Source organism: Nonomuraea sp. NPDC001831 (assembly GCF_042892035.1).
Taxonomy (GTDB): domain Bacteria; phylum Actinomycetota; class Actinomycetes; order Streptosporangiales; family Streptosporangiaceae; genus Nonomuraea.
Genome location: NZ_JBIATU010000028.1, coordinates 20,488 through 41,763, shown reverse-complemented (window position 1 = coordinate 41,763; position 21,276 = coordinate 20,488). Strand labels below are relative to the sequence as shown.

The window sequence follows — 21,276 nt, the reverse complement described above, 5'->3', positions numbered from 1 at the left end:
CGCTAACGTACGGGTTATGGAACGGCGTGACATCGAGATCTTCCTGACCCTGGCCGAGGAGCTGCATTTCGGTCGTACGGCAGAGCGCCTGGGCGTCAGCGGCGCCCGGGTGAGCCAGACGATCAAGCAACTGGAGCGCCGGTTCGGTGTCGCGTTGTTCCAGCGGACCAGCCGTCACGTGACACTCACCCCGGTGGGCAGCCAGCTCCGCGACGACGTGCAGGCGGGCTACCAGCGCATCCAGGAAGGCATCGCCAAGGCCGTCGCCGCCGGCCGGGGGTTCGCCGGGACCCTTCGGGTGGGCTTTTCCAGCCCCCTGGTGGGCGAGGCCATCATGGCCGCCGCGCAGGCGTTCCGCGCCCTCCATCCGGACTGCGAGGTGCGCATCCGCGAGGTGCACCTGTCGGACGCCTTCCGCGCGCTGCGCGGCGACGAACTCGACCTGCAGATCACCGAGCTGCCCGTCCGGGAGAACGACCTGTCGAGCGGGCCCGCCCTGCTACGCGACCCCCGCCTGCTGGCCGTCTCCGCGCGGCACCCCTTCGCCCGCCGTACCGACGTCACGGTGGAGGACCTGGCCAGGGACACGGTGCTCGTCCCCGCCGACGCGCCCGCCTACCTGCTCGACGCCCTCATCCCGGCGCAGACCCCCAGCGGCCGCCCCATCCGGCGGGAGCAGGTGCTGACCTCGCGGCAGGAACTGCTCACCCTGGTCAGCGGCGGCGCGGGCATGGCCGTCGTGGGCGGACAGGCCACGCGGTACCACTCCCGGCCGGACCTCGCCTACGTGCCCATCGCCGACCTGCCGCCGATCGAGTACGGCCCGGTCTGGCCGGTCGGCGGGCAGACCAGCAGGGTGCGCTCCTTCCTCAAGCTCCTGCGGGCCGAGCTCGATCGCTAACGCAGGGGTTAAGGATCGTTTCGGATCTCGTCGTTGGTGCAGGTCGGCGCGGCGCCCAGGATGGAGGCATGACAACGACGAAGGAGCACACCATGACGAACCCCATCCCCGAGGAGTACAAGGGCGGCGTTCCCTACCTCAACGTGCACGACGCCAAGGCGGCGATCGCCTTCTACCGGGAGGCTTTCGGCGCGGACGTGCGCATCGAGATCCCCCGCCAGGGCGACAAGATCGCGCACGCCGAGTTCCGGATCGGCGACGCCGTCTTCATGCTGCGCGACGAGTACCCCGAGTACCGGTTCCGCAGCCCGAAGACGATCGGCGGCACTCCGGTCAACCTGATGGTCTTCGTCCCGGATGTCGAGACGTTCGCGACGCGCGCCATCGCGGCCGGAGCGCACGTCATCCGGCCGGTGGAGATGCAGTTCCACGGCGATCTGCAGGTCGAATTGGAGGACCCCTTCGGGCACTCCTGGTTCTTCACCAGCCGGGTGGCCCACATGGACGAGGCGGAGCTGAAGGAGACCGCCTCGGCGGTGAACCTCTGAGCCGGCCGAGCCCCCGTCGCGGCGTCCGCCATCCTCGACATCTGCGGCGACGCCGGCCTGCACATGGTGCGCGCGCAGGAGCGGAGAGCGTAGGAATGACGGTGCCCCTGGACGTATGAATCAGGGCCAGCTCGGGCGCATGGCTTCACGCCAGCAGTCAAGATTCTGGTCACTTTGAGTGGCCATCGGTGGCGTAGCGGCTCCAAGGGCATCGGTTTACGGCACCCCGGGATGGGCCTCGCCGGGGAGCAACCGCCCACCTGTGGACATATGGGCGGTTATCCCTGGATGATTCCCCTCATGAAGATCAAGAAATTGCTTCCCGCCCTCGCGGCGTCCGTCCTTGTCCTGTCTCTGACCAGCGTCCCGGCGCAGGCGTCAGCCGCGATGGGTTACGTGGTCGCCACCACCGTGGGCGGCGGAAGCGTGTACGGCGAGGCCCACCTGGGCCCGAGCGGCGGGCAGACGTACCTGAAGGTCCAGGACTTCACCGATCTCGGCAACTGGCGCATCAGAGGCAGCATCGAGAAGTACTACCGCGGCGAGTGGGTCCAGGTCGTCGCATGCACGGCCAAGGACACCTACTCGACGACCTGCTACGCGAGCATCCCCGTGGGCACGCTGGTCAGGTCCCATGTGTGGGCGTTCCTCAACAACACCGTCCGCTACCACGGCTACAGCCCCTCGACCCGCGTCTGACGAATGCAGTACTGCCCCAGCCTCCCGGCGGGGCCGCACACTTCCGCACCGCTGGGCCGGCTCAGGGCGAGCAGCGCGGCGCGGGCCGCGTCGTGGACGTGGACGAAGGAGGTCACGGCGTCATCCGCGCGCAGTTCGCCTGCCCGTAGCCGGGCGGCGATGCGGCCATGGGGGGCGTACCAGGTGCCGGGGCCGTACAGGGTGCCGTAGCGCAGCACGGCGTGGTCCTCGATCTCGGCGGTCGTGGACTCCAGCGCGTGGATGCCACCGATGGTGGCGGCGCGCGGCGGGGACGTGTTCAGGTCGAGCGGTGTGGACTCGCCGGCGGGCAGGTCGCCGGGCTCATACGCCCAGGCGATCGACTGGGCGACGATCCGGATGACACCGGCCTTGTGGGCGGCGTCGACCAGGTTGCGGGTGCCCTCGCGGCGGATCCGGGCGTTGTCGGCCAGGCTGCCGCCGCCGAGCGACCTGGTGGCCCGTCTCCAGTAGGAGCGGGACGAGCGCGCGGCCGATGACGCCGGTCGCTCCGGCGGGGAAGACGCGCACGTCAGCCCCCTGCCGGTATGGGAGGAGTGCCGAGACGCAGCAGGGTCGTCACGCTCATCGGCTCGCCGTCCGGGCCGGAGTTTCCACCGGTACGGGGGTGGACGTGAACCGGCGGGCCGAGACGTACAGAGCCAGGAGAGCGAGAGCGACCGCCACGGCCGCCGCCACGGCGAGCACGCCCGGGCCACCCGCTACGGCGAAGGCGCCGACGCCCCCGGCCACCGCCTGACCCGCGTAGATCGCCGAAGAGTTCAGCGACAGCGCGATGGGACCGGTGGGGCCGGTCGCACCGAGCAGCCGCTGTTGCTGGGCGGGGTTGAACAGCCAGCCGATCAGCGACCAGAGCCCGAGCGCCACGCACAACACCACCACGTGGGTACCGGTGAACCCGAGCGCGGCGAGCACCAGCGTGAAGACCAGCAGACCGGCCATGCCGGCCGTCGCGACCCTGGTGGGCGGCATATGGTCGATCAGCCATCCCGCGGCCAGGTTCGACAGCACCGCGGTGATGCCGGCGACCAGGTACAGCACGGTCAGCTCGCTGCCGGATACACCCGCTGTGCCGCCCGCGAACCAGGCCAGGTAGGAGTAGAGGACGAACACGCCGGCCATCGCCAGGGCAGTGGCGACAAGAGTGGGCAGCACGCCGGGAATCCGGGCCACCGCCAGGCGCTGCGCGAACGAGGCGACACCGGGCGAGGGCATCGAGCCGAGGGTGAAGCTGAGGCCGGCCAACGCGATCAGGCCCAGGACCGCGACGAACACGAACGTGCCCCGCCACCCCGTCGTCTGGCCGATCAGGGTTCCCAACGGCACCCCGAGAGCGTTGGCGACCGTCAGGCCGCCCAGCACGGTCGCCAGCGCGCGTCCGCGTTCGGCGGGGGAGGAGAGTGTCGCGGCGGCCGCCGAGGCGGCGGGGGTGAACAACGCCGCCGACAGTGCGGCGAGACCCGGCTGACCACCATGACCGGATAGTTGGGGGCGACGGCGGCGAGGAGGTTGGCCGCGACGAAGACCGCCATGGCCACGAACAGCGCGGTACGCCGGTTCCAGTTGCCTGTCAGCACCGCGAGTACGGGAGCGACCGGCGCGTAGACCGCGGAGAAGATCGTGATCAGTTGGCCGGCCGCGCCGACGCCGACGCCGAGACTCTGCCCAATCACGGGCAGCACGCCGCTGATGACGAAGGCGTCGGTGCCCAGCGCGAAAGTGCCCAGCGACAGCAGCAGGACCGGCTTGCGGGCTCGCCCTGTCGGCAGTACGGAGTGGAGTTTCATGCTGATGCCGTAGGGGTGACAGGTGTGGGGATCCGGGCGGCGAGGCCGGCGACGGTGACCGTGCGCAGCGAGTCCCGCCAGGCGCGTTCGGCCTCGCCCATCGCGGCGTTGATGAGGCAGGGGCGGACGCACTGTTCGGGTGAGAGGGCGCCGCTGCCCCGCCGGCGGATCTCCGTGCACACGAACAGCTGCGAGGTGCCGTCGATCGCCTCGACGACGTCGAGCACGGTGATGTCGGCCGCCGGCCGGCCGAGGCGGTAGCCGCCCTTGGGCCCTGGCGCGGCGTGCAGTACTCCGGCCCGGGTCAAGGCGTGCAGGTGCTTGGCCAGATTGGGCTCGGCCAGACCGTGGTAGCCGGCGAGGTCGGCACGGCGTACGACGGTTTCGGCGGGCAGGCGGGCCAGCAGCACCACGCAGTGCAGACCCCACTCAACGCCTTGGGAGAGCTTCATGTGATCCACTCTAGACCTATTGTCGATATTGTTTATCCACGATGCAGCTATTAAGTAGAGGTTCGAGACCGGCAGACTTCCCGCGAACGCTCGACGTCGCACTCCGCGTGACGGGCGGCTGACGGTTCTCCTGCCGAGGTGGTTTCACGCCATCATGTGGTCCACCGGCCGGAGAGGGAGAAACCGGCACAACATCCACGGAGGAGATCATTGTGGCCCGGCTGATCCGCAGCGTCCGCGACGAGGCGCCGACCTCGTACGGGCGGTTCGTCCTGTACGACGCGTGCCGAGACGGCGAGATCGAGCAGGAGAGCGAGCACGGCGCGGTGGTGGCCGAGCCCGACGGCATCGCGCTCGGGGCCGTCGAGCTGGTGAGCCGGGTCCGGGCGCGGCTGGCCGGCGTACGGCTGGAGGCGTGGGACGCCGAGCCCGCGGAAGCACCCGGCGAGTCGTGGGCGCCGGCGGGGCGGGTGCTGTTGTGGAGCCCCGGCGGCATCGTGGCGGTCAGCGGCACGGGCTACAGCCCCACCGGGCAGAAACTGCTCCTGGGGCCGCCGTGTTTCGCCTACTGGCTGAGCGCCTACACCGGCCCAGTGCGGAGCGAGCCGACCCCTTGGGATCCTGACGAGGTCGAGGCCGTAGAGGAGAGCTGGCTGCTGCGGTTCTGGCCGGCCGCGGACGCCGCGGGGCCCGCCCTTCGGGGGGAGGACGACGACGGATGCAGGGCCAGGATGCGCGAGATCCTGGCGCTCGCCCCCGGGTCGGCGGCGCCGCGGGCGGCGGAGTGGCCGGCGCTGCGTCCGCATCCGCGCCCCGACACCGCCACGGCTGTCATGCGTTACGACGCGTCGGTTCCGCCGGCCGAGAGGAACGAGCCGAAGGCCGGAGAAGGGCACGCCGACGCCACCGGCCCTGAACTGGTGCACGAGACGCTGGGCGACCTGATGTACGACGTCCTCGGCAACCTGCCGCAGAACCTGTGGTCCTGGTCGCGGCCCATGCTGGACGACTACGCGAGACGGTTGCGCGTGGACCGGCGCATCGGCCGCGAACTGAACCCCGACGGCGCGCCCATGCTCGTCCTGCCGGCGTCCAGCGTGCGGACGCCGTTCTTCGGCGTCGAGCCGGGTTTCAGCGGGCGGGCCTGGGTGTGGGGATCCGGCGAGGACGCCTACGCCGACGTGCTGTCGGTCGACCGGGAGACCGTGGCCCGTGACCGGATCCGGCAGAACACCCTGTTCACCGGGATCGTCACCGTCCTGCGCGTGGAGAACGACTTCGTCGAGGTCCGCGCGGCCACGAGGGCGGAGGCCGCGCGGGTGCTCGACGTGGAACGGCTGCGCGGCTGACGTCCCGCGCACCCGGCGGCGAGCTCTCGGGGCGCCGGCGGTCACGGCCCCGCGAGCGCCCGGAGCACGCGGGCCTCTCCCGGACGGTGGCCGGTCTCACGGTGCACGGCCAGGGCGAGCGAGCACCGTGTACGCGAGCCCCTCCGACCGGCGGTCGCCCACGTCGCGGCTGACCGCCAGGGCCCGTTCGGCCAGGGACTGCGCGACGTCGTGCTCGCCGTCAGCCAGGCGGCGGCGGAGGAGGCCGGGTCGTCGAAGGAGCGGACGGCCACGCCCGCGGGCGCCGGGCCGAGCGGCAGCCTGGCGTAGTAGGGGTGGCAGCGGCCGACGGCGGCGCGCGTGTTGAGCAGGTACCAGGTGTGCAGCCGCTGCCTGGCCTCGGCGAGGTCACCGGAGCTCTCCTCCGCCGCGGCCCGTTCCGAGAAGTACAGCCGCAGCAGGTCGTGGAAGCGGTAGCGGCCGGGCACGTGCTGATCGACCAGGTAGGCGTCGGTCAGCGCGGACAGCTGCCTCCTGGCGACGTCGGCGCCCGAACCGGTGAGCGCGGCGACCGCGTCGAGCGTGAAATCCATCCCCGGCACCAGGCTGAGCAGCCGGAACACCGGGGCCGCCGAAGAGGCCGGCGCCGAGTAGGAGAGCTCGAACGCCGCCTCGACCGCCGTGCCGCCGGTGCCGCCCGTGCCGTCGATCGCCAGCTCCGCCAGGCGGTCGCCGCCGCGGAGGGCCGTCACGTACGCGGCCGCCGTGCCGTAGCCGCCCGGCCGGATGTTGGCCGTCGCGATCCGCAGCGCGAGCGGCAGGTTCGCGCAGAGCCGGGCGAGCTCGGCGAGGACCTCGGGCGGCGTGTGGGCGGCGGCCGCCCTGAGGACGCGCGTCAGCAGGCCGGCGGCCTCGCCGGGGGCGAGCACGTCGAGCCGCGTGGTCCCGTCGCTCACCGGGGGCTGACCGGGGGCTGACCGGCTCCGGACCGTCGGCCCGCTGACGTCGTCTACCCGCCCAGGAGCAGGGTCACGACGACGCCGGCGATGAAGAAGAACGCGCCGCTGACGATGTTCAGCCACATGCCTTGCTTGAACGATTTCCTGCCGCTCTCCTCCAGTCGTGCCGCCAGCCGCGCATCGAGCATCTTCTCGACCGCGGCCTGAGCGTCCTTGTGCATCGAGGCGATGCTCTCGGCGTGCCGGGCCTCGGCTTGCAGCTCACGGACTGTCGCGGTGCGTGCCTCCATCTCCGCCGAGAGTTCGGCGAGCAACGCCGTCGAGCGCTTGAGGAGATCAGCCAACTCGTCGGCCCGCTCCTCGATGCCGGGAGCGCTCGGTGCTGGTGACTCCTCCGCGCTGCCGGGCCGTCTGAGTCTGCTCTGCACCTTTTCCAAGGCGCCTGATCCCAGCCCGCTGAGCACGGCGCCGACGATGGTCGAGATGAGAAGGGGGTCCACGTCCACGCGGGCAGGTTAGGAGCAGCGACCTGACGTGGGCGCCACAACGAACAAGCGGTGATCGGATCGATACACGCAGCCATGTCACGGCGCACCATGAGCTCACCCGTCGACGAAGTGAGCCTCGCACCACCTCCGGGCCGCCCACTTGCCGGGCCCCCTCCCAGCCCGTTCGGTGACAACGGCCCTGCCGGCCGTGCAGTGGGCGGTTCCACCGGAGCTCACCGAAGCCGCCCGTGCGGGCTGGGCGATTACTTAGAGTACGGGTATGGATCCCCTGAGCGTTGTGGGGGTGTTGACGGGAGTGGCCGCGGCCGTCATCGCAGCCCTGCAGTTGCACCGGACTCCCCGCCGGAGGAACGCGGTGCCCGTCGTCCCGCCGTCGCTCGTCGTGCCCGCGGTCGAGGGACAGCCGGGAGCGCTCGTCGTCCCGGTCCTCCGTGCACCGGTGGGGCGGCTTCCTCAGGTGCACGGCAGGCAGGGCCTGCTGCTGGACCTGGAGCAGCGCCTGACCGAGCCGGACGGAGACTTCCATGTGCTGGGCGGTCTCGGGGGAGTCGGCAAGACCACGGTCGCGCTGGCGCTGGCCGAGCGGGCTCAGAAGGCGGGGCGGCCCGTCTGGTGGATCGCCGCCACGGACGTGCAGGCCGTGACGTCCTGCCTGCTGGCGCTGGCCGCCGAGCTCGGCGCGTCGGCGACCGAGGTCGAGGAGGCGCGAACCGGACGGCGCAATGCCGCCGACGTCCTCTGGAGGCGGCTGGAGGAGCGGACCGGCTGGCTCCTCGTCCTGGACAACGCCGACGACCCGGCCACGCTGGAAGTGGCGGAGGCGCCGGTGCGCGACGCTACCGGCTGGCTGCGGCCCACCACGTCCGGGCTCCTCGTCGTGACCAGCCGCACCGTCGAGCAACGCGTCTGGGGCCGGTACGGCCGGGTCCACCACCTGTCGTGCCTGTCCGAGGACGACGGGGCACGCGCACTGCTGGACCTCGCCGGGCACGCCGGCAGTCCGGAGCAGGCCCGCGCGGTGTCCAGACGGCTGGGTGGGCTGCCGCTCGCGCTGTCCCACGCAGGCAACCACATCGCTTCTCCCTTCAGCACCGAGCAGACCTTCCCCGACTATCTGCTTGCCCTGGATGACCGCTTCCCCAGGCTCCTCGGCAGCAGCGGCGCGGCACCATCGATCGCCACCACCTGGGAGATCTCCCTCGACGCCCTCGCTGAGCGCGGGTGCGGGCAGGCCCGGCCGCTGTTGCGGGTGCTCGCCTGCCTCGCACCCGCCGTGGAGGTCGACGCCGCGCTGCTGGACGACGCCATGCTGGGCGAGATCTGCGGCGGGGAGCACCAAGTGCGCCCGGGGCTGGAAGCGCTGAGCTCCATGGGCCTGATCGAGGTCCGCGGACCCACCCGTACGGCGCGTTCGGCGCTGGTCGTTCATCCCCTGGTCGCCGAGGCGAGCCGGACGCACGTCACACCGGTGATCACCACCGTCGCGATCGCCCTCATGCGTGGCGTGGTGGACGGCAGACGGCATGACACGCCGTCCGACTGGCCCGTCTGGCAGCAGCTGATGCCTCACCTGCGTGCCCTGCTGTCCCTGGCCCCCGCCGTCCTGGAAGAGCGCGCCCTGGGGGAGCTGGCCGGGGTGGTGAGCCGAGGGTGCGGCGCGCTGCGGGCAAGCGGCTACTACGCCGCCGCCGCGGAACTTGCGACGCTCTCGCTACGCCAGGCCGACGTCCTGGGGGCGGATCACCCGCGGGTTCTGGCCCTGCGCCATCAGCGCGGTGGCGCGTGGGCGTCCATGGTGCACGCCGTCGAGGCGGAGGCGGAGCTGGCCGACGTCCTGCGGGCCCGGTCCGCCGTCCTGGGCGAGGAGCATCCCGACACACTGGCGAGCCGGCACGAGTTCGGTTTCGCCCTGTTCGAGCAGGGCCGCTACGTCGAGGCTCATCGTTGTTACGAGCAGACGCTGTCCGTCAGGGCGCGGGTCCTGGGCGCCGACCATCCGGACACCCTCGCCACCTGGCACGAGATCGGCCGTGTCCTGTCCATCCGCGGCCTCCTCGACGAGGCGGAGGCGGTGTGCCGGAGCGTGGTGGAGGCGCGCGCCCAGGTCCTCGGCCCCGAGCATCCCGACACGCTGGCCAGTCGCTTCTACCACGTGCGCGCCATCGGCGATCTCGGCGACTACGCGACGGCGGAAAAGGGCTACGCCGACCTCGCCGCCGCCCGTGCCCGCGTGATCGGCCCCGATCACCATCTCACCCTGCGTACGCGGTTCAACATGCTGATGAACGTAGCCCTTCAGGGGCATACGGCCGAGGCGGCGACGGGCATGGCCGACCTGGCGGCGCACCAGAGCCGGGTCCTCGGCCCAGGGCATCCCGATATCCTGCTCACCAGGTCGAACAGGGGCTGGATGCTTCGTGACCTCGGCCGGCATGCCGAGGCCGAACACGAACTGGGCACGCTCGTGGCATCGGCCCGGCGGGTGTGGGGCGATGACCACATCTACACCTTGGACATACGTTACGAACTCGCGCGGACGTGGCGGGTCGCCGGCGCCCACGATCGAGCCGAGCGCGAGCTGCGCGACGTCCTGCGACGCCAGGTCCGCGTGCTGGGCCCGGCACACCTCCAAACGATCGCGACCCGTTACGAGATCGCCCGCGTCCTGGAGGAGCGCAACCTTCAGGAGCAGGCGTGCCGCGAATACCGCGCGGTGATCGAGCTGTACCGGGGCACCTGCGGGCCCGACCACCCGCAGACGAAACGCGTAGAGGAACGACACAGATGGGCGTCCCTGCAAGCCCGGTAGACGATGGCCGCTTCGAACCGCCCGAATCCGGGACGAACGGCACCCGCTGCCACTCAGGTGGCTGAGGGATCCCAGGCGTCTCCGCCGTAATCAGTCGTGGGCGGGCCATTCCTCGGCCAGGAGCGCGTACGAGAGACCGTCGATCCATCCCTTGGTGCGGTGGAGCGAGTCTCTCACCGTGTGCTGTTCGCGGCGCATCCCGACCCGCTCCATCAGCCGCCACGAGGATTCGTTGTCGTAGAAGCAGTCCGCGTGCAGGCGGCGCAGGCCAAGCCTCCTGAAGGAGATGTCGATGAGGGCGCGTACCGCTTCGGTGGCGTAGCCCTTGCCGCCGTAGGCGGGATCGAGCGTCCACCCGAGCTCTCCTTGGACGCTTCTCGCCTGGTCAGCGACCTCTTCCTGGGCCCAACCGTCCTGGACCCTCAGTGTCAGGTCGCCGATCACGCGGCCGTCCAGTTCGATGAGGAGCAGGTCTGCGAGCCGCTCCTCGCTGAGGAAACGCTCACGGTAGTCGTCGTAGGTCTCTGTGGCGGCCGCGATCCATTCGTGCGTCTCCGGCAGTTGCCGGAAGACCCAGGTCGCGTCAAGGTCGTCGGGGGCAGCGCGGCGCAACAGCAGCCGCTCGGTGGAAATCGGCCAGTCCAGCGTGTCAAGAGGGTGACTCATGGGCCCTCATGGTGACAGCGGGCTGTGGTGACACACAAACGGATTTCCTGCGGACGACTGCTTCCTGGAGCCGGAAGCCCACGTTGATCGCGGTCTGGCCGTCCAGCGGGTGCCGTCCGGCCTCGCTCTCCACGATGCCGACCGCGACCGACAATCGTGCTGAGAGCGCGGCCACCAGCAGCGTGAGGACGGCGACGCCGTACCATCGTCCGTGGATCACGGCCACGCGGTCACCCCGGCCGCCGGTCAGCCTTCCGGGTGCCCGTCGTAGACGCGGATCTTGTATTCGGTCGTCTCCAGGGCGAGAGTGAGTTCGCGGATCTGCCGCACGATGCGGTCGCGCTGGTCGAGCATGATGCGCCGGCGTTCCGGGACGGTGCTCGGGCCCTGCTCGACGAGGGCGATGTAGCGCTTGAGATCCTGCATGGTCATTCCCGACACCCGCATCCGGGTGAGGAAGATGAGGCGGCGCAGGTCGAACGCCGAGTATTCGCGGTAACCGGAGGCGTTGCGTGCCGGCCGCAGCAGCCCCTCCTGCTCGTAGTAGCGGAGGGTGTGGGGGGACAGGCCGACCAGGCGGGCGGCCTCGGCGACGCTCCTGGGCGTCGCCGAGGCCTCGATCGTGGTGTCGTCGAGGAGGTCGTGCAGCGCGTCGATGACCGATGCGGACGGTTCGTCGTCGGCGGCGAGGATGCGCTCGATCAGGTCTTCGGTGGCCATGTTCGACAGGGTACGGAGCTCAGAACGCGCGTAGCGCCGGCGGCATGCCGGGAAAGTCGGCCGTTTGGCTGACATACGCCCACTTCTCGACGTCGCTGAGCGCGTTCCGGTAGGCGCGGGTGAGATTGCGCACGGCCTCGGCGCCGAGCGGAAGCCTGAGCGGCGCGTCGGGCGTGTCCAGCATGTCGCGGATGGCCGAGGCGGCGCGTGCCGGGTCGCCCTCCTGGACGCCGTCGGCCTCGGCCATGTTCGCGCGGACGGCGCCGAGCACGTCGTCGTAGACCGGGTGCTGGTCCACGGTCCTGAGCACGTCGGCGGAATTGAAGGCGGTGCGGAAGCGGCTCGGCTCGGCGATGAGGACGCGCACGCCGAACGGCGCGACCTCGCCCGCCAGCGCCTCCGACCAGCCTTCGAGCGCGAACTTGCCGGCCGAGTAGCTGCCGACGGCGGGGAAGGACATCCGCCCGCCCTGACTGCTCATCTGCACGATCGCACCGGAACGACGCGCACGCATGTGCGGCAGCACCGCGCGCACGTAGGCGGCCGGGCCGAAGAGGTGCTGCTCCAGCATGTCGCGCAACTGCGCGTCCGTGACCTCCTCCGCGGCGCCCACCTGGCCGGCTCCGGCATTGTTGACAAGGACGTCGACGTGCCCGAATGCGTCGAGCGTGCGCCGTACGACCGCTGCGGCCGCGTCCGTGTCGCGCACGTCGTGCTCGACCGGCAGCAGCCGGTCACCGTACCGAGCCCGGAGCGCGTCGAACCGGTCGGCACGCCGCGCCGTGCCGACCACCTGCTCGCCCGCGGCCAGCGCCGCCTCGGCCAACGCCAGGCCGAGCCCGGAGCTCGCACCGGTGATGATCCAGGTCTTGGTCCCGTTTGTCGTAGTCATGACGGCGAAGATAGACATTCGAGCGCGCTCGAAGGCAAGCAGGCCTTCCGGTGATGCAACTGGCCACAAGGCTCCCGAACCTGACGTCGTAACGGGCCGGCAGGCCAAGACGAGGGTCGTCACCCGCTTGATGACGGCAGGGCGGCACGCAGAGCGTCCAGGTTTGCGGTCAGGAACTCCTTGAACGTGCGGGGCGGACGGCCGGTGAGGTCCTGCACCGTCGTCGTGGTAGCCGTGAGGGAACCGGATGCCACCTCCAGGGAGAGCGCGCTCACATCGTCGGCGAACCCGGCCGGGAGTCCCTGCGCCCGCAGAGCCGCGGAGAGTTCGGCGGGCGACAGGTCGACGTACTCCACGGGCCTTTCCAGTACGTCCGAGATCTGTTCGGCCACCTGGGCCTGAGTGAGCGCTTGGGGACCGGCCACGACGAAGGTCTCGCCTCGACCGTACGGCCCGGTCAGGAGCACGGCGGCGCAGTCGGCGATGTCCTGGCAGTCGACGTAGGACACGGCGCCGTCGCCATAGGCGCCCAGTAGCCGGCCGTCGGCGGTGAAGGAGCCTGCCCCTGTGACGAAGTTCTGCATGAACCCGCTGGGTTGCAGCACCGACCAGGCGAGCCCCGACTCCCTCAGATGGCGTTCGATCTCCCAGTGCGCGCCCTCTGCCAGCCTGCCGCCTTCATGGGCGTGCCAGACGGAGATCTTGACGATCCTGGACACTCCGGCGGACCGCGCCGCGTCGATGGCGGTCTTCTGCTGCCGGACCATCGGTTGCTCGCCGGGCGCCGGCAGTGCGCCGCCGGCGTTGAGGAACAGCCGGTCGACGCCCTCCATCGCGGAGGCGATGGAGGCTTCGTCGTCGAAGTCGCCGACGACGAAGTCACACCCCAGCGCGTTGCCCTTGGCCTCGTCACGGACCAGCGCCCTGAAAGGCACAACATCGCGTTGGAGGCGCCGCACCAGGTGCGTGCCGATGGACCCGGTGGCTCCGGTTACCAAGATCATTATTGTTCCTTCCGGGCGCGGGGATCGCCGCCCGGTAAGCTGAGGCGGCCTCGAGAACAATATACTGAGGCAGCCTCGAATAAACAGGGGAGCCAAGATGAGCACCACGGGCCGACGCCCCCGCGCCGACGCGCGGCGCAACTACGAACGCCTCCTCGCAGAGGCTGACTCCGCCTTCCGCGAGCACGGCGTCGACGCGTCGCTGGAGAGCATCGCCCGCCAGGCCGGCGTCGCGATCGGCACGCTCTACGGCCACTTCTCCAGCCGTCGCGCGCTGGTCGGCGCGCTGCTCCGGGAGCGCAACGAGGCCCTGTTCGCGTACGGGGACCGGTTGGTCGCCCTGCTGGAGGGCCCCGAAACGCTCTCCAGTTGGGTGAACGCGGTGATCGAGCATGCCGCCACCTACAGCGGGCTAGCGGACATGCTGATGAACGGCCTGGACGACGAGGCTTCCGAGCTGCACGCGTCATGCCTGCGGATGACCGACCTCAGCGAGCGGCTGCTCGCCGGCGCCCGCGAGCGGGGTGTCGTCCGCTCTGAGGTGACAGGGGTCGACATGTTCGCCCTGATCAACGCGGCCACCTGGGTCCGCGAACGCCTGTCGCGCGAGGAAGCCGACCGTCTCGTACGCTTCACGATCGACGGGTTCGCGCCCCGCTGAGCGGACGTGGGGCATCAGCGGACGCCAGAAATACCGCTGGCGACACGTGCTCACTGTCGCCCAGCGGAACTGATGACCACGAGGTTGACTCCCCTCGGTGGCGAACCTGGTCTGCAGGCGGGTCCCGACCGACCAGCAGTCCACCGCCCGGCAGAACCTCGTCCTGGACGGGACCGCAGAAGTGGAGGGTCTAGTTGTCGCCGCCGCGGACCACCGCCAACCCGCCGACCCGGGTCGTGATGCCCGCCGGTCCGCGTCGGGCCGAAGCGAGCACGCTGGCCGGTCGCCCCAGGGCGTCGCCCTGCTCCACCTCGATCGCGACCGTCTGTGCCCCTGTCGTGTCGAGCAGGTGGGCGGCCAGGCAGCCGGTGCTGTTGGCGTTGGCGACGTCCTCGTCGACACCGATCGCCGGCGCGAACATCCGCGCCGCCCCCGGGCGGTCGCCCACCGGCGGTACGTACACGAAACAGCCGAGGAGCCCGAACCGCCGGCACGCCGCCGTCAGCCTGCCGAGGTGCGGGTGGATTCGCAGCAGCGCCGACCGGTCGCGGACCGGTACCAGCATGCGCGGTGCGCCGGGCGCGGCGATCCGTGGCGCGTCGGTCGGATGCGGGTCGTCCGCGGTGAGCCCGAGCGCGGTGACGATCGCGGCGCGTTCGTCCGGCGCCGGGTGACGCAGCTCGACGATGCCCTGGTCGAACCACACCTCGATGCCGGCGGGGCGGCGGATCGCGACGGTGTCGAACGTGCGCCCGCCGGTGTGCTGGCGGTCGTTCAGCTCGCCCAGCGTGGTGCGGGCCAACCGGACGGCCTGCGCGGCAACGGTGCCGTGGCCGCAGCCGGACAGTTCGGCGGTGGCGGTGAAGAACCGGACCGGCCGGCCACCGTCCGGCGTCCGCCCCGGGCCGAGGAACGCCGCGTGCGAGGCGCCGGCCGCGGCAGCGACCGCACGCCGGTCCGCGTCCGTCGCGGCCGGGTCGTCGTCGGTGACGGCGGTGGGGCTGCCGCCCCGGCCGTCGCGCCGCACGCACGCGTCAACCACCGTGACATCCGGCCAGGCCATCGGCCCTCCCTTGACGCTCGACGAACAGGTACCCGCGAACGGCGGCCGCCGACAGCCGGGCTTGGCCGCGGCGGCCGACCGAACGTGTCCCGGAGCGTACCGCCTGCCTCAGCCGGTGCCGTCCTGCACCGGATAGTGGATGACGATCGCACCGCCGGTGGCGTAGTTGGCGAGATCGGCGGTCAGGCGCTGGGCCTGCGGTGACGACTGCGCCGCGGCCATGGCGGCGGCGTCCGCGAATTCGGCCTCGAAGACCGCGAAATACGGATTCTCTCCCCTGGTCGCCGCCACGTCGAAGCTGTAGCGCCACGCAAGCAGACCGGGCCATTCCCTGACCAGTGGAAGGTGCTTGGTCACGTAGTAGTCGCGGAAGTGGTCAGGGTCGGCGGGCTCGGGATACAGGACCAGCAACTTATGCATGACGACCTCCGTCCAGAGCCGTGAGGGCGAACTCGAAGTCGGCGACGTCCCGTATTGCGGTCATTTCTATCGTCATATGCGCAGGTTAGGGCTTGATGTGCGGCCGAGGGAAAGATCAGTACGGGATAGACTCAGAACGGATCGTTATCAATCGGCAGGGAGGCCAAATGGCGCCGGATACGGTGAGCCTGCGGTACTTCCTGGTGCTGGCGCAGGAGTTGAACTTCACCCGCGCGGCCGCACGGATCGGCATCGCACAGCCCGCGCTCAGCGCCCGGATGCGCCGACTGGAGGCCGAACTCGGTACGGCCCTGCTGGTCCGCAACACGCGTAGCGTCGTACTGACCACGGCCGGTGCGGCTTTGGCGGAGTCCGCGCCGCCCGCGCTGGCGGCGCTGGACCGGGCATGGGACGCCGCCCGGAGCGCGGCGGCCGGTGAACTGGGCACGCTGCGCATCGGATACAGCCTCAGCACCGGGGCCGAGACGGCACCGGCCCTGGTGGACAGGCTGATTCGCGACAACAGCGGACTTGAGGTCAGCGCGGTCCCGATGGCGACACCGGAGATCTCCCCGGCGGTCGCCGACGGCCGCATCGATGCCGGGATCACCCGCGGTGAACAGCCGGGCCGTGGTGTGCGCCGGTTCCCGCTGCGGCGTCAGCGCATCGGGGTCCAGCTGGCGCAGCACCATCCGCTGGCCGTACACCCGGAGATCGAGATCGCCGACGCGGCCGCGTATCCGCTGCGACTCCCGGACCGTGCGGCCAACCCCGTGATCCACGATCAGCTGTCCGCACTGTTCCGAGACACCCGACCCCACCCCCGGTTCCACACGCCCGCAGTCTCTTTCGACATGTCTCAGCGCGACCTGCGCGACGGGCTCACCCTCGCCCCGGCCGGAGAAGCCGCGGTCGCGGCATCACCGGCCGACATCACCTGGCGACCGCTGCGGGGCGCCCCCAGCCTGACGATCCACCTGGTCCTCCCACGCGACCCGTCGCCCCTGCACCGCCGCGTCCGTGCCGTCGCCAGAGCCCTGGCGCACGAGCTGCACTGGCTGCCGGGCTGACGCGTAAGAGACCAACGATGGCCAGTCGATCCGAGCCGTTCACCGCATCACGGCAACGGCCTGTCGGGAAGCCTTCTGGACTGCGAAGATCAGCCGAGCGTGAACGTCCTGGCGCGGATGCGGCGCCGGCTGGGAGGGTGGACCTCATGATGGAGGACTTGCGGGACGCCGAGCGCCGGCTCCAGGCCGCGCAGCTCGCTGGAGATGTCGAGGCGCTGGATCGGCTGCTGGATGATCGGCTGATCTTCACCTTCGGCGCGAACACTGCGACCAAGGCGGACGACCTGGAGCTGCACCGCACTCGGACACAGGTGATGACGAAGGTGACCGAGGAGGATCTGACCGTGCTCGCCGATGGGCGCACCGGAGTGACGTGGTTTCTCGGCACCGTCGAAGGGACCGTCTCCGGTACGCCGTTCGCGGCCAGGATGCGCTACACCCGTACCTGGATATACGACGAGACGCACGGCTGGCGAATCATCGCCGCGCACGCCAGCACGACCGACTGACCTAGCCAGCAAGTTGTCCGACGACCAGCCGGCCGGATGGTCGTCGGAAAGGATCAAGCCAGAGGGGAAAGAGGCAAGGATGCCACCGCGTTGGGCCTTCCTGAATCTCCGCTGTATGACCCGGAGACGAAGATGGTCTTCCGGCACACGCTCGGCACAGTCGTGCGGCCCCGCTAAAGGCGTGTCGCGGTTCGGACGAGGTCTGCGACGGCCTTGGATCTGCTGTGTGGCGGCCAGGCGATGACCGTCGTGACGGCCGGTGCGTCCGGCACCGGCACGATGGCGTAGTCGTCGCGCAGCTGGTCTCGGAGGGACTCGGGCACGACGGCGCAGGCCAGTCCGAGCGCGATCAGTTGGAACAGTTGGGTATGGTCACGCACCTGCGGGCCGGGGCCGTCCGGATGGCCGCCGTCCCGCCCGGGCCAGCGCGGCAGGGGCAGGTCGGTCTGGGCCTTGACCTCGGCTGACGACAGATACGCCCGGTCGGCGAGGGGATGCCCCTTGGGCAGGACCACGACCTGCTGTTCGGTGTGCAGATCCTCGGTGTCGAATCCGGCTGTCGTGTCATAGGGCCGGTGCAGCAGAGCGACGTCGGCACGCCCGGTGCGCAGCAGACTTTCCGGCTCGCCCGGCCCGCACAGCATCACCTCGACGGGCACTGAGCCCGGTTCGGCGGCGTAGGCGTGCAGGAGCTTCGACAACAGTTCCCTGGACGCTCCGGCCTTGGTGGCCAGGACCACGCCGGGCTGGTCGGCAGCGGCGCGGCGGGTGCGGCGCTCGGCGGCTTCGACCGCGTCGAGCGCGAGCCGGGCCTCCCGCAGCAGCACCGACCCGGCCTCGGTCAAGGCGACACCGCGAGCGCCGCGGTGCAGCAGAACGACTCCGAGCCGCCGTTCCAGTTGCTGGATCGCCCGCGACAGGGGTGGTTGAGCCATCGAGAGCCGTTGTGCCGCCCGCCCGAAGTGCAACTCCTCGGCCACGGCGACGAAGTATCGCAACTCCCGCGTCTCCACGAGCTCATCGTAGCGTTGACCACGGCCGATACCTGTGCGGTATCGGCGTCCACCTGACCGGTCTTGGACGCCCCGCCTGGGTCCGCAACATGATCGACGGCATGAGCGAACGGAAGATCGCGCTGGTGACCGGCGCGAACAAGGGAATCGGATACGAGATCGCCGCAGGGCTCGGCGCGCTCGGCTGGCGGATCGGGGTGGGCGCGCGGGATGCACACCGCCGCGACACCGCGGTCGAGAAGCTGCGCGCGGCCGGGACCGATGCGTTCGGCGTGCCGCTCGACGTCACCGACGACGAGAGTGTCGCCGCCGCGGCCGAGCTGATCGCCGGTCATGCCGGAGGGCTCGACGTCCTGGTCAACAATGCCGCGATCACCGGCGACATGCCACAGACGGCCACCACGCTGGAACCCGCGACCGTGCGAGCGGTCGTGGAAACCAACGTGATCGGCGTCATCCGGGTCACCAACGCGATGCTGCCCATGCTGCGCACCTCAGCGTCGCCGCGGATCGTCAACATGTCGAGCAGCGTCGGGTCCCTCACCCTGCAGACCACCCCCGGCATCGACATGGGCGCGGTTCCCGCCGCCTACTTGGCCTCGAAGACCTTCCTCAACGCCCTCACCGTCCAGTACGTCAAGGAACTGGGCGACACCAACATCCTGATCAACTGCGGCTGCCCCGGCTACACCGCCACCGACCTCAACGGCTTCCAGGGCGTCCGCACACCGCAACAGGGCGCGGCCATCGCGATTCACCTCGCCACCCTGCCCGACGACGGACCGACCGGCGGATTCTTCGACGACGCCGGAACGCTGCCCTGGTAACCGCCACACCGGCATGAACCGTTCCCCTTCTCGACGTCAGCCGCGCAGCGCCCGCCACAGGAGAGCAAGCCAATGACAAAGGCAGTCAGATACGACGAGTTCGGTGGAATCGAGGTGTTGCGGGTCGACGAGGTGGACCGGCCGGTGCCGGAGAGCGGGCAGGTGCTCGTACGGGTCAAGGCCGCAGGCATCAACCCCGGTGAGGCGGCCATCCGCACCGGCGCCATGGCCGACCTCTTTCCCTCGACCTTCCCGTCCGGGCAGGGCGGCGACCTCGCCGGGATCGTCGCCGGGGTCGGCGCCGGAGCCGGCCGGTTCGTGGTCGGCGACGAGGTGATCGGGTTCTCCGAGCGGCGGGCCGCGCAGGCCGAGCTGGTCCTGGTCGACGTCGGCAACCTCATCCCCAAGCCGGACGGCGTCTCATGGGAGGCGGCGGGCGGCCTGTACGTCGCCGGAGTGACGGCGTGGCGGGCAGTGCATTCCCTGCAGCTCGACATCGGGGAGACCGTCGTCATCTCCGCAGCAGCCGGAGGAGTCGGCTCGCTCGCCGTTCAGCTCGCGCGCCGCGCCGGAGCCAGGGTCATCGGCCTGGCCGGCGAGCACAACCATGAGTGGCTGCGAACGCACGGCGTGATCCCGGTCGTATACGGCGACGGCGTCATCGATCGGATCAAGGCCGCCGCACCGGGCGGCGTCGACGCCTTCATCGACGCCTACGGCGGCGGGTACGTCGAGATGGCTCTCGCCCTAGGCGTCGCAGCCGAGCGGATCGACACCATCGCCGATTTCGCGGCAGCCGCGCGGTACGGAGTCAGGACCGAACCCGGCCCCGACGCCAGGCCGGGCGCTGAGGTACTCGCCGACCTGGCCGCCCTGATCGCCGACGGACACCTCGAAGTCCCGATCGCCGGCGTCTACCCGCTGACGCAGGTCCGCCGGGCCTACGCCGAGCTCGAACGCCGACACACCCACGGCAAGATCGTGCTCATCCCCTGACCGGCACCGTGTCGATCCGGCGGGGTCAGCTGAACGCCGCGGCGTTGCGGGCCGCCCAGTCGGCGTAGGTGTGCGGTGCGCCGCCGGTCAGTTCGCGCACGACCGGGGACACGTCCGCGGCCCTGCCGACGAACGAGGCGAACAGCGTGAGCATCGAGTCCACGACCGGCGCGGGGACCTGCGGGATCAGCTGCTCGCGCGCCTGCTCCGGAGACAGTTCCTCCAGACGCAGGTCGCGGCCCAGGACCTCGCCGAGGATCCGTACCCGCTCGGCCGTCGTCAGCGAGGCGGGCCCGCTCAGCTCGTACGCCTTGCCCGCGTGCCCGTCGTCGAGCAGCGTCCGCGCGGCCACCGCGGCGATGTCGCGTTCGTCGATCGGCGCGGTGGCGGCCTCGGCGAACGGGGCGCGCACCACGCCGCCGTTCTTGACGCCGGGCGCCCACCGCAGGTCGTTGGCCATGAACGCGCCGGGACGCAGGAACGTCCACGGCAGCCCCGACCCGGCCACGGCCCGCTCGTACTCGGCGTGGGCGCTGCCCAGCACGCCGGCCTGCTTCATGGTCACCGCCAGCGCGGACAGCAGCACCACGTGCCCGAGGCCGGCCCTCGCGGCCTCGCGCACGAAGCCGTCCACCTGGCCGGCGGCCGGGAGCAGGAACGCGCGGTCGGCTCCCCGCAACGCGGCCCGCAGGTCCTCAGGCTGCGACAGGTCGGCTCTGACCACCTCCACGCCGTCGGGCAGGCCGGCCCGCTCGGGGTTGCGGCTGATCGCCCGGACCTGCTCGCCCGCCCCGAGCAGCAGGTCCACCAGATGACGCCCGACGTTACCCGTGGCGCCTGTCACCAGAATCACGTCTACCTCACTTCGGATATCCGAACTGTTTGGATATGGGCACTGTAACCTGTGACCGTGACGGACCCCGTTTCGCCCCCGCGACTGCCACGCCCCGAGGAGGTCAGGGAAGCCCTCGGCTTCGTACCCCTGGTGGAGGCGTATTTCCGGCGAGCCCAGGCCGAGATGCCGGACCGGCTGCGGGAGATCTTCCGCAGCCACGGGCTCACCGGGAGGCACGGCGCGGTCATCCCGCAGCTGACCGTCGAGTCCTCGCTCAGCGTGAGCGAGCTGGCCGACAGGATGGGCATGTCGCTGCCGACCGCGAGCGAGCTGGTGGGCGACCTCAGCAGGGCCGGCCTGGTCGAACGCCGGGAGGATCCGGCCGACCGCCGCCGCACCCTGGTGTCGCTGGCCCCTGACCATCGGGCCATGGTCGAGGGGTTCGTCGCCCTGCGTGCCGCGCCGCTGCTGCGCGTGCTGGACAACCTTTCGCCGTCGGACCGTCAGGGGTTCGTGGCGGGGCTGATCGCGTGGGCGCACGAGGTGCGCACCTGGTGAGGCGAGGTCCG

25 protein-coding genes and 1 pseudogene are annotated in these 21,276 nt (G+C 70.8%); 12 read left to right on the top strand and 14 right to left on the bottom strand.

Annotation, left to right across the window (positions count from 1 at the left end):
• The first annotated feature begins 16 nt into the window (after window positions 1-16).
• From ACFYYW_RS47085 to ACFYYW_RS47075, 3 genes are all read left to right on the top strand, one after another.
• On the top strand, window positions 17-901 hold the full coding sequence (locus tag ACFYYW_RS47085) for a LysR family transcriptional regulator (RefSeq protein ID WP_387660597.1): 885 nt from the start codon (window positions 17-19) through the stop codon (window positions 899-901).
• 68 nt (window positions 902-969) lie between these two features.
• Entirely contained in the window at window positions 970-1,449 is a 480-nt protein-coding gene (locus tag ACFYYW_RS47080) for a VOC family protein (protein ID WP_352328404.1), read from the top strand.
• 300 nt (window positions 1,450-1,749) lie between these two features.
• Window positions 1,750-2,148: a hypothetical protein gene (locus tag ACFYYW_RS47075; RefSeq protein WP_387660594.1), complete on the top strand. Its 399-nt coding sequence runs from the start codon at window positions 1,750-1,752 to the stop codon at window positions 2,146-2,148.
• Here the strand turns inward: ACFYYW_RS47075 and ACFYYW_RS47070 are convergent.
• Window positions 2,124-2,528: a hypothetical protein gene (locus tag ACFYYW_RS47070; RefSeq protein ID WP_387660662.1), complete on the bottom strand. Its 405-nt coding sequence runs from the start codon at window positions 2,526-2,528 to the stop codon at window positions 2,124-2,126. The genes ACFYYW_RS47075 and ACFYYW_RS47070 overlap by 25 nt on opposite strands.
• Here ACFYYW_RS47070 and ACFYYW_RS47065 point away from each other — a divergent pair.
• Window positions 2,419-2,640, top strand: a complete 222-nt coding sequence (locus ACFYYW_RS47065; RefSeq protein ID WP_387660670.1) for a hypothetical protein — start codon at window positions 2,419-2,421, stop codon at window positions 2,638-2,640. The genes ACFYYW_RS47070 and ACFYYW_RS47065 overlap by 110 nt on opposite strands.
• 111 nt (window positions 2,641-2,751) lie before the next feature.
• Here the strand turns inward: ACFYYW_RS47065 and ACFYYW_RS47060 are convergent.
• Together ACFYYW_RS47060 and ACFYYW_RS47055 are read right to left on the bottom strand one after the other, a co-directional pair.
• A pseudogene (locus tag ACFYYW_RS47060) lies at window positions 2,752-3,974 on the bottom strand (MFS transporter).
• Window positions 3,971-4,426, bottom strand: coding sequence for an RrF2 family transcriptional regulator (locus ACFYYW_RS47055; protein ID WP_387660591.1), 456 nt, complete (start codon window positions 4,424-4,426; stop codon window positions 3,971-3,973). Before ACFYYW_RS47055 ends, ACFYYW_RS47060 begins: the two are co-directional and overlap by 4 nt.
• 212 nt (window positions 4,427-4,638) lie before the next feature.
• Here ACFYYW_RS47055 and ACFYYW_RS47050 point away from each other — a divergent pair, with 212 nt between their 5' ends.
• The gene (locus ACFYYW_RS47050) at window positions 4,639-5,775 is read left to right on the top strand and encodes a hypothetical protein (protein ID WP_387660588.1); all 1,137 of its coding nucleotides are present in this window, start codon (window positions 4,639-4,641) and stop codon (window positions 5,773-5,775) included.
• A 41-nt stretch (window positions 5,776-5,816) separates the two neighbouring features.
• Here the strand turns inward: ACFYYW_RS47050 and ACFYYW_RS47045 are convergent, their stop codons facing one another.
• The gene (locus ACFYYW_RS47045; protein ID WP_387660585.1) at window positions 5,817-6,710 is read right to left on the bottom strand and encodes a hypothetical protein; all 894 of its coding nucleotides are present in this window, start codon (window positions 6,708-6,710) and stop codon (window positions 5,817-5,819) included.
• Window positions 6,711-6,763: 53 nt separating this feature from the next.
• Window positions 6,764-7,219: a hypothetical protein gene (locus ACFYYW_RS47040; RefSeq protein ID WP_387660582.1), complete on the bottom strand. Its 456-nt coding sequence runs from the start codon at window positions 7,217-7,219 to the stop codon at window positions 6,764-6,766.
• Window positions 7,220-7,481: 262 nt separating this feature from the next.
• Here ACFYYW_RS47040 and ACFYYW_RS47035 point away from each other — a divergent pair, with 262 nt between their 5' ends.
• Entirely contained in the window at window positions 7,482-10,031 is a 2,550-nt protein-coding gene (locus ACFYYW_RS47035; RefSeq protein ID WP_387660579.1) for a tetratricopeptide repeat protein, read from the top strand.
• Between the two features lie 90 nt (window positions 10,032-10,121).
• Here ACFYYW_RS47035 and ACFYYW_RS47030 read toward each other — a convergent pair whose 3' ends face one another.
• The 5 genes from ACFYYW_RS47030 to ACFYYW_RS47010 form a co-directional block, all read right to left on the bottom strand.
• Window positions 10,122-10,697, bottom strand: coding sequence for a GNAT family N-acetyltransferase (locus tag ACFYYW_RS47030; protein ID WP_387660577.1), 576 nt, complete (start codon window positions 10,695-10,697; stop codon window positions 10,122-10,124).
• On the bottom strand, window positions 10,681-10,917 hold the full coding sequence (locus ACFYYW_RS47025) for a hypothetical protein (RefSeq protein ID WP_387660574.1): 237 nt from the start codon (window positions 10,915-10,917) through the stop codon (window positions 10,681-10,683). Before ACFYYW_RS47025 ends, ACFYYW_RS47030 begins: the two co-directional genes overlap by 17 nt.
• Window positions 10,918-10,943: 26 nt before the next feature.
• Window positions 10,944-11,417 carry a MerR family transcriptional regulator gene (locus ACFYYW_RS47020; RefSeq protein ID WP_387660571.1) on the bottom strand — a complete coding sequence of 158 codons (474 nt, stop codon included), beginning with the start codon at window positions 11,415-11,417 and terminating at the stop codon, window positions 10,944-10,946.
• 19 nt (window positions 11,418-11,436) lie between these two features.
• Entirely contained in the window at window positions 11,437-12,309 is an 873-nt protein-coding gene (locus ACFYYW_RS47015; RefSeq protein ID WP_387660568.1) for an SDR family NAD(P)-dependent oxidoreductase, read from the bottom strand.
• Between the two features lie 119 nt (window positions 12,310-12,428).
• The gene (locus ACFYYW_RS47010; protein WP_387660565.1) at window positions 12,429-13,313 is read right to left on the bottom strand and encodes an SDR family oxidoreductase; all 885 of its coding nucleotides are present in this window, start codon (window positions 13,311-13,313) and stop codon (window positions 12,429-12,431) included.
• A 97-nt stretch (window positions 13,314-13,410) separates the two neighbouring features.
• Here ACFYYW_RS47010 and ACFYYW_RS47005 point away from each other — a divergent pair, with 97 nt between their 5' ends.
• Complete coding sequence (locus ACFYYW_RS47005; RefSeq protein WP_387660562.1) at window positions 13,411-13,974, top strand: TetR/AcrR family transcriptional regulator; 564 nt, start codon at window positions 13,411-13,413, stop codon at window positions 13,972-13,974.
• Between the two features lie 190 nt (window positions 13,975-14,164).
• On the opposite strand, the gene ACFYYW_RS47000 is transcribed toward ACFYYW_RS47005, so the two are convergent.
• Together ACFYYW_RS47000 and ACFYYW_RS46995 are read right to left on the bottom strand one after the other, a co-directional pair.
• A complete protein-coding gene (locus ACFYYW_RS47000; protein ID WP_387660559.1) occupies window positions 14,165-15,037 on the bottom strand; it encodes a PhzF family phenazine biosynthesis protein in 873 nt (290 codons plus the stop codon).
• A 108-nt stretch (window positions 15,038-15,145) separates the two neighbouring features.
• A complete protein-coding gene (locus ACFYYW_RS46995; RefSeq protein ID WP_387660556.1) occupies window positions 15,146-15,457 on the bottom strand; it encodes an EthD family reductase in 312 nt (103 codons plus the stop codon).
• 167 nt (window positions 15,458-15,624) lie between these two features.
• Here ACFYYW_RS46995 and ACFYYW_RS46990 point away from each other — a divergent pair, with 167 nt between their 5' ends.
• Together ACFYYW_RS46990 and ACFYYW_RS46985 are read left to right on the top strand one after the other, a co-directional pair.
• Window positions 15,625-16,527: a LysR family transcriptional regulator gene (locus ACFYYW_RS46990; RefSeq protein ID WP_387660553.1), complete on the top strand. Its 903-nt coding sequence runs from the start codon at window positions 15,625-15,627 to the stop codon at window positions 16,525-16,527.
• Window positions 16,528-16,673: 146 nt separating this feature from the next.
• Window positions 16,674-17,036 (top strand): nuclear transport factor 2 family protein, encoded by a 363-nt coding sequence (locus ACFYYW_RS46985; protein WP_387660550.1) that lies wholly within the window; start codon window positions 16,674-16,676, stop codon window positions 17,034-17,036.
• Window positions 17,037-17,209: 173 nt separating this feature from the next.
• Here ACFYYW_RS46985 and ACFYYW_RS46980 read toward each other — a convergent pair whose 3' ends face one another.
• Window positions 17,210-18,049, bottom strand: a complete 840-nt coding sequence (locus ACFYYW_RS46980) for a LysR family transcriptional regulator (RefSeq protein ID WP_387660547.1) — start codon at window positions 18,047-18,049, stop codon at window positions 17,210-17,212.
• An 89-nt stretch (window positions 18,050-18,138) separates the two neighbouring features.
• Here ACFYYW_RS46980 and ACFYYW_RS46975 point away from each other — a divergent pair, with 89 nt between their 5' ends.
• On the top strand, window positions 18,139-18,876 hold the full coding sequence (locus ACFYYW_RS46975) for an SDR family oxidoreductase (protein WP_387660544.1): 738 nt from the start codon (window positions 18,139-18,141) through the stop codon (window positions 18,874-18,876).
• Between the two features lie 72 nt (window positions 18,877-18,948).
• Window positions 18,949-19,872, top strand: coding sequence for an NADP-dependent oxidoreductase (locus tag ACFYYW_RS46970; protein ID WP_387660541.1), 924 nt, complete (start codon window positions 18,949-18,951; stop codon window positions 19,870-19,872).
• A 25-nt stretch (window positions 19,873-19,897) separates the two neighbouring features.
• Here ACFYYW_RS46970 and ACFYYW_RS46965 read toward each other — a convergent pair whose 3' ends face one another.
• On the bottom strand, window positions 19,898-20,725 hold the full coding sequence (locus ACFYYW_RS46965) for an SDR family oxidoreductase (protein ID WP_387660538.1): 828 nt from the start codon (window positions 20,723-20,725) through the stop codon (window positions 19,898-19,900).
• Window positions 20,726-20,782: 57 nt separating this feature from the next.
• Here ACFYYW_RS46965 and ACFYYW_RS46960 point away from each other — a divergent pair, with 57 nt between their 5' ends.
• Entirely contained in the window at window positions 20,783-21,265 is a 483-nt protein-coding gene (locus ACFYYW_RS46960; protein ID WP_352325397.1) for a MarR family transcriptional regulator, read from the top strand.
• The last annotated feature ends 11 nt before the right edge of the window (window positions 21,266-21,276 follow it).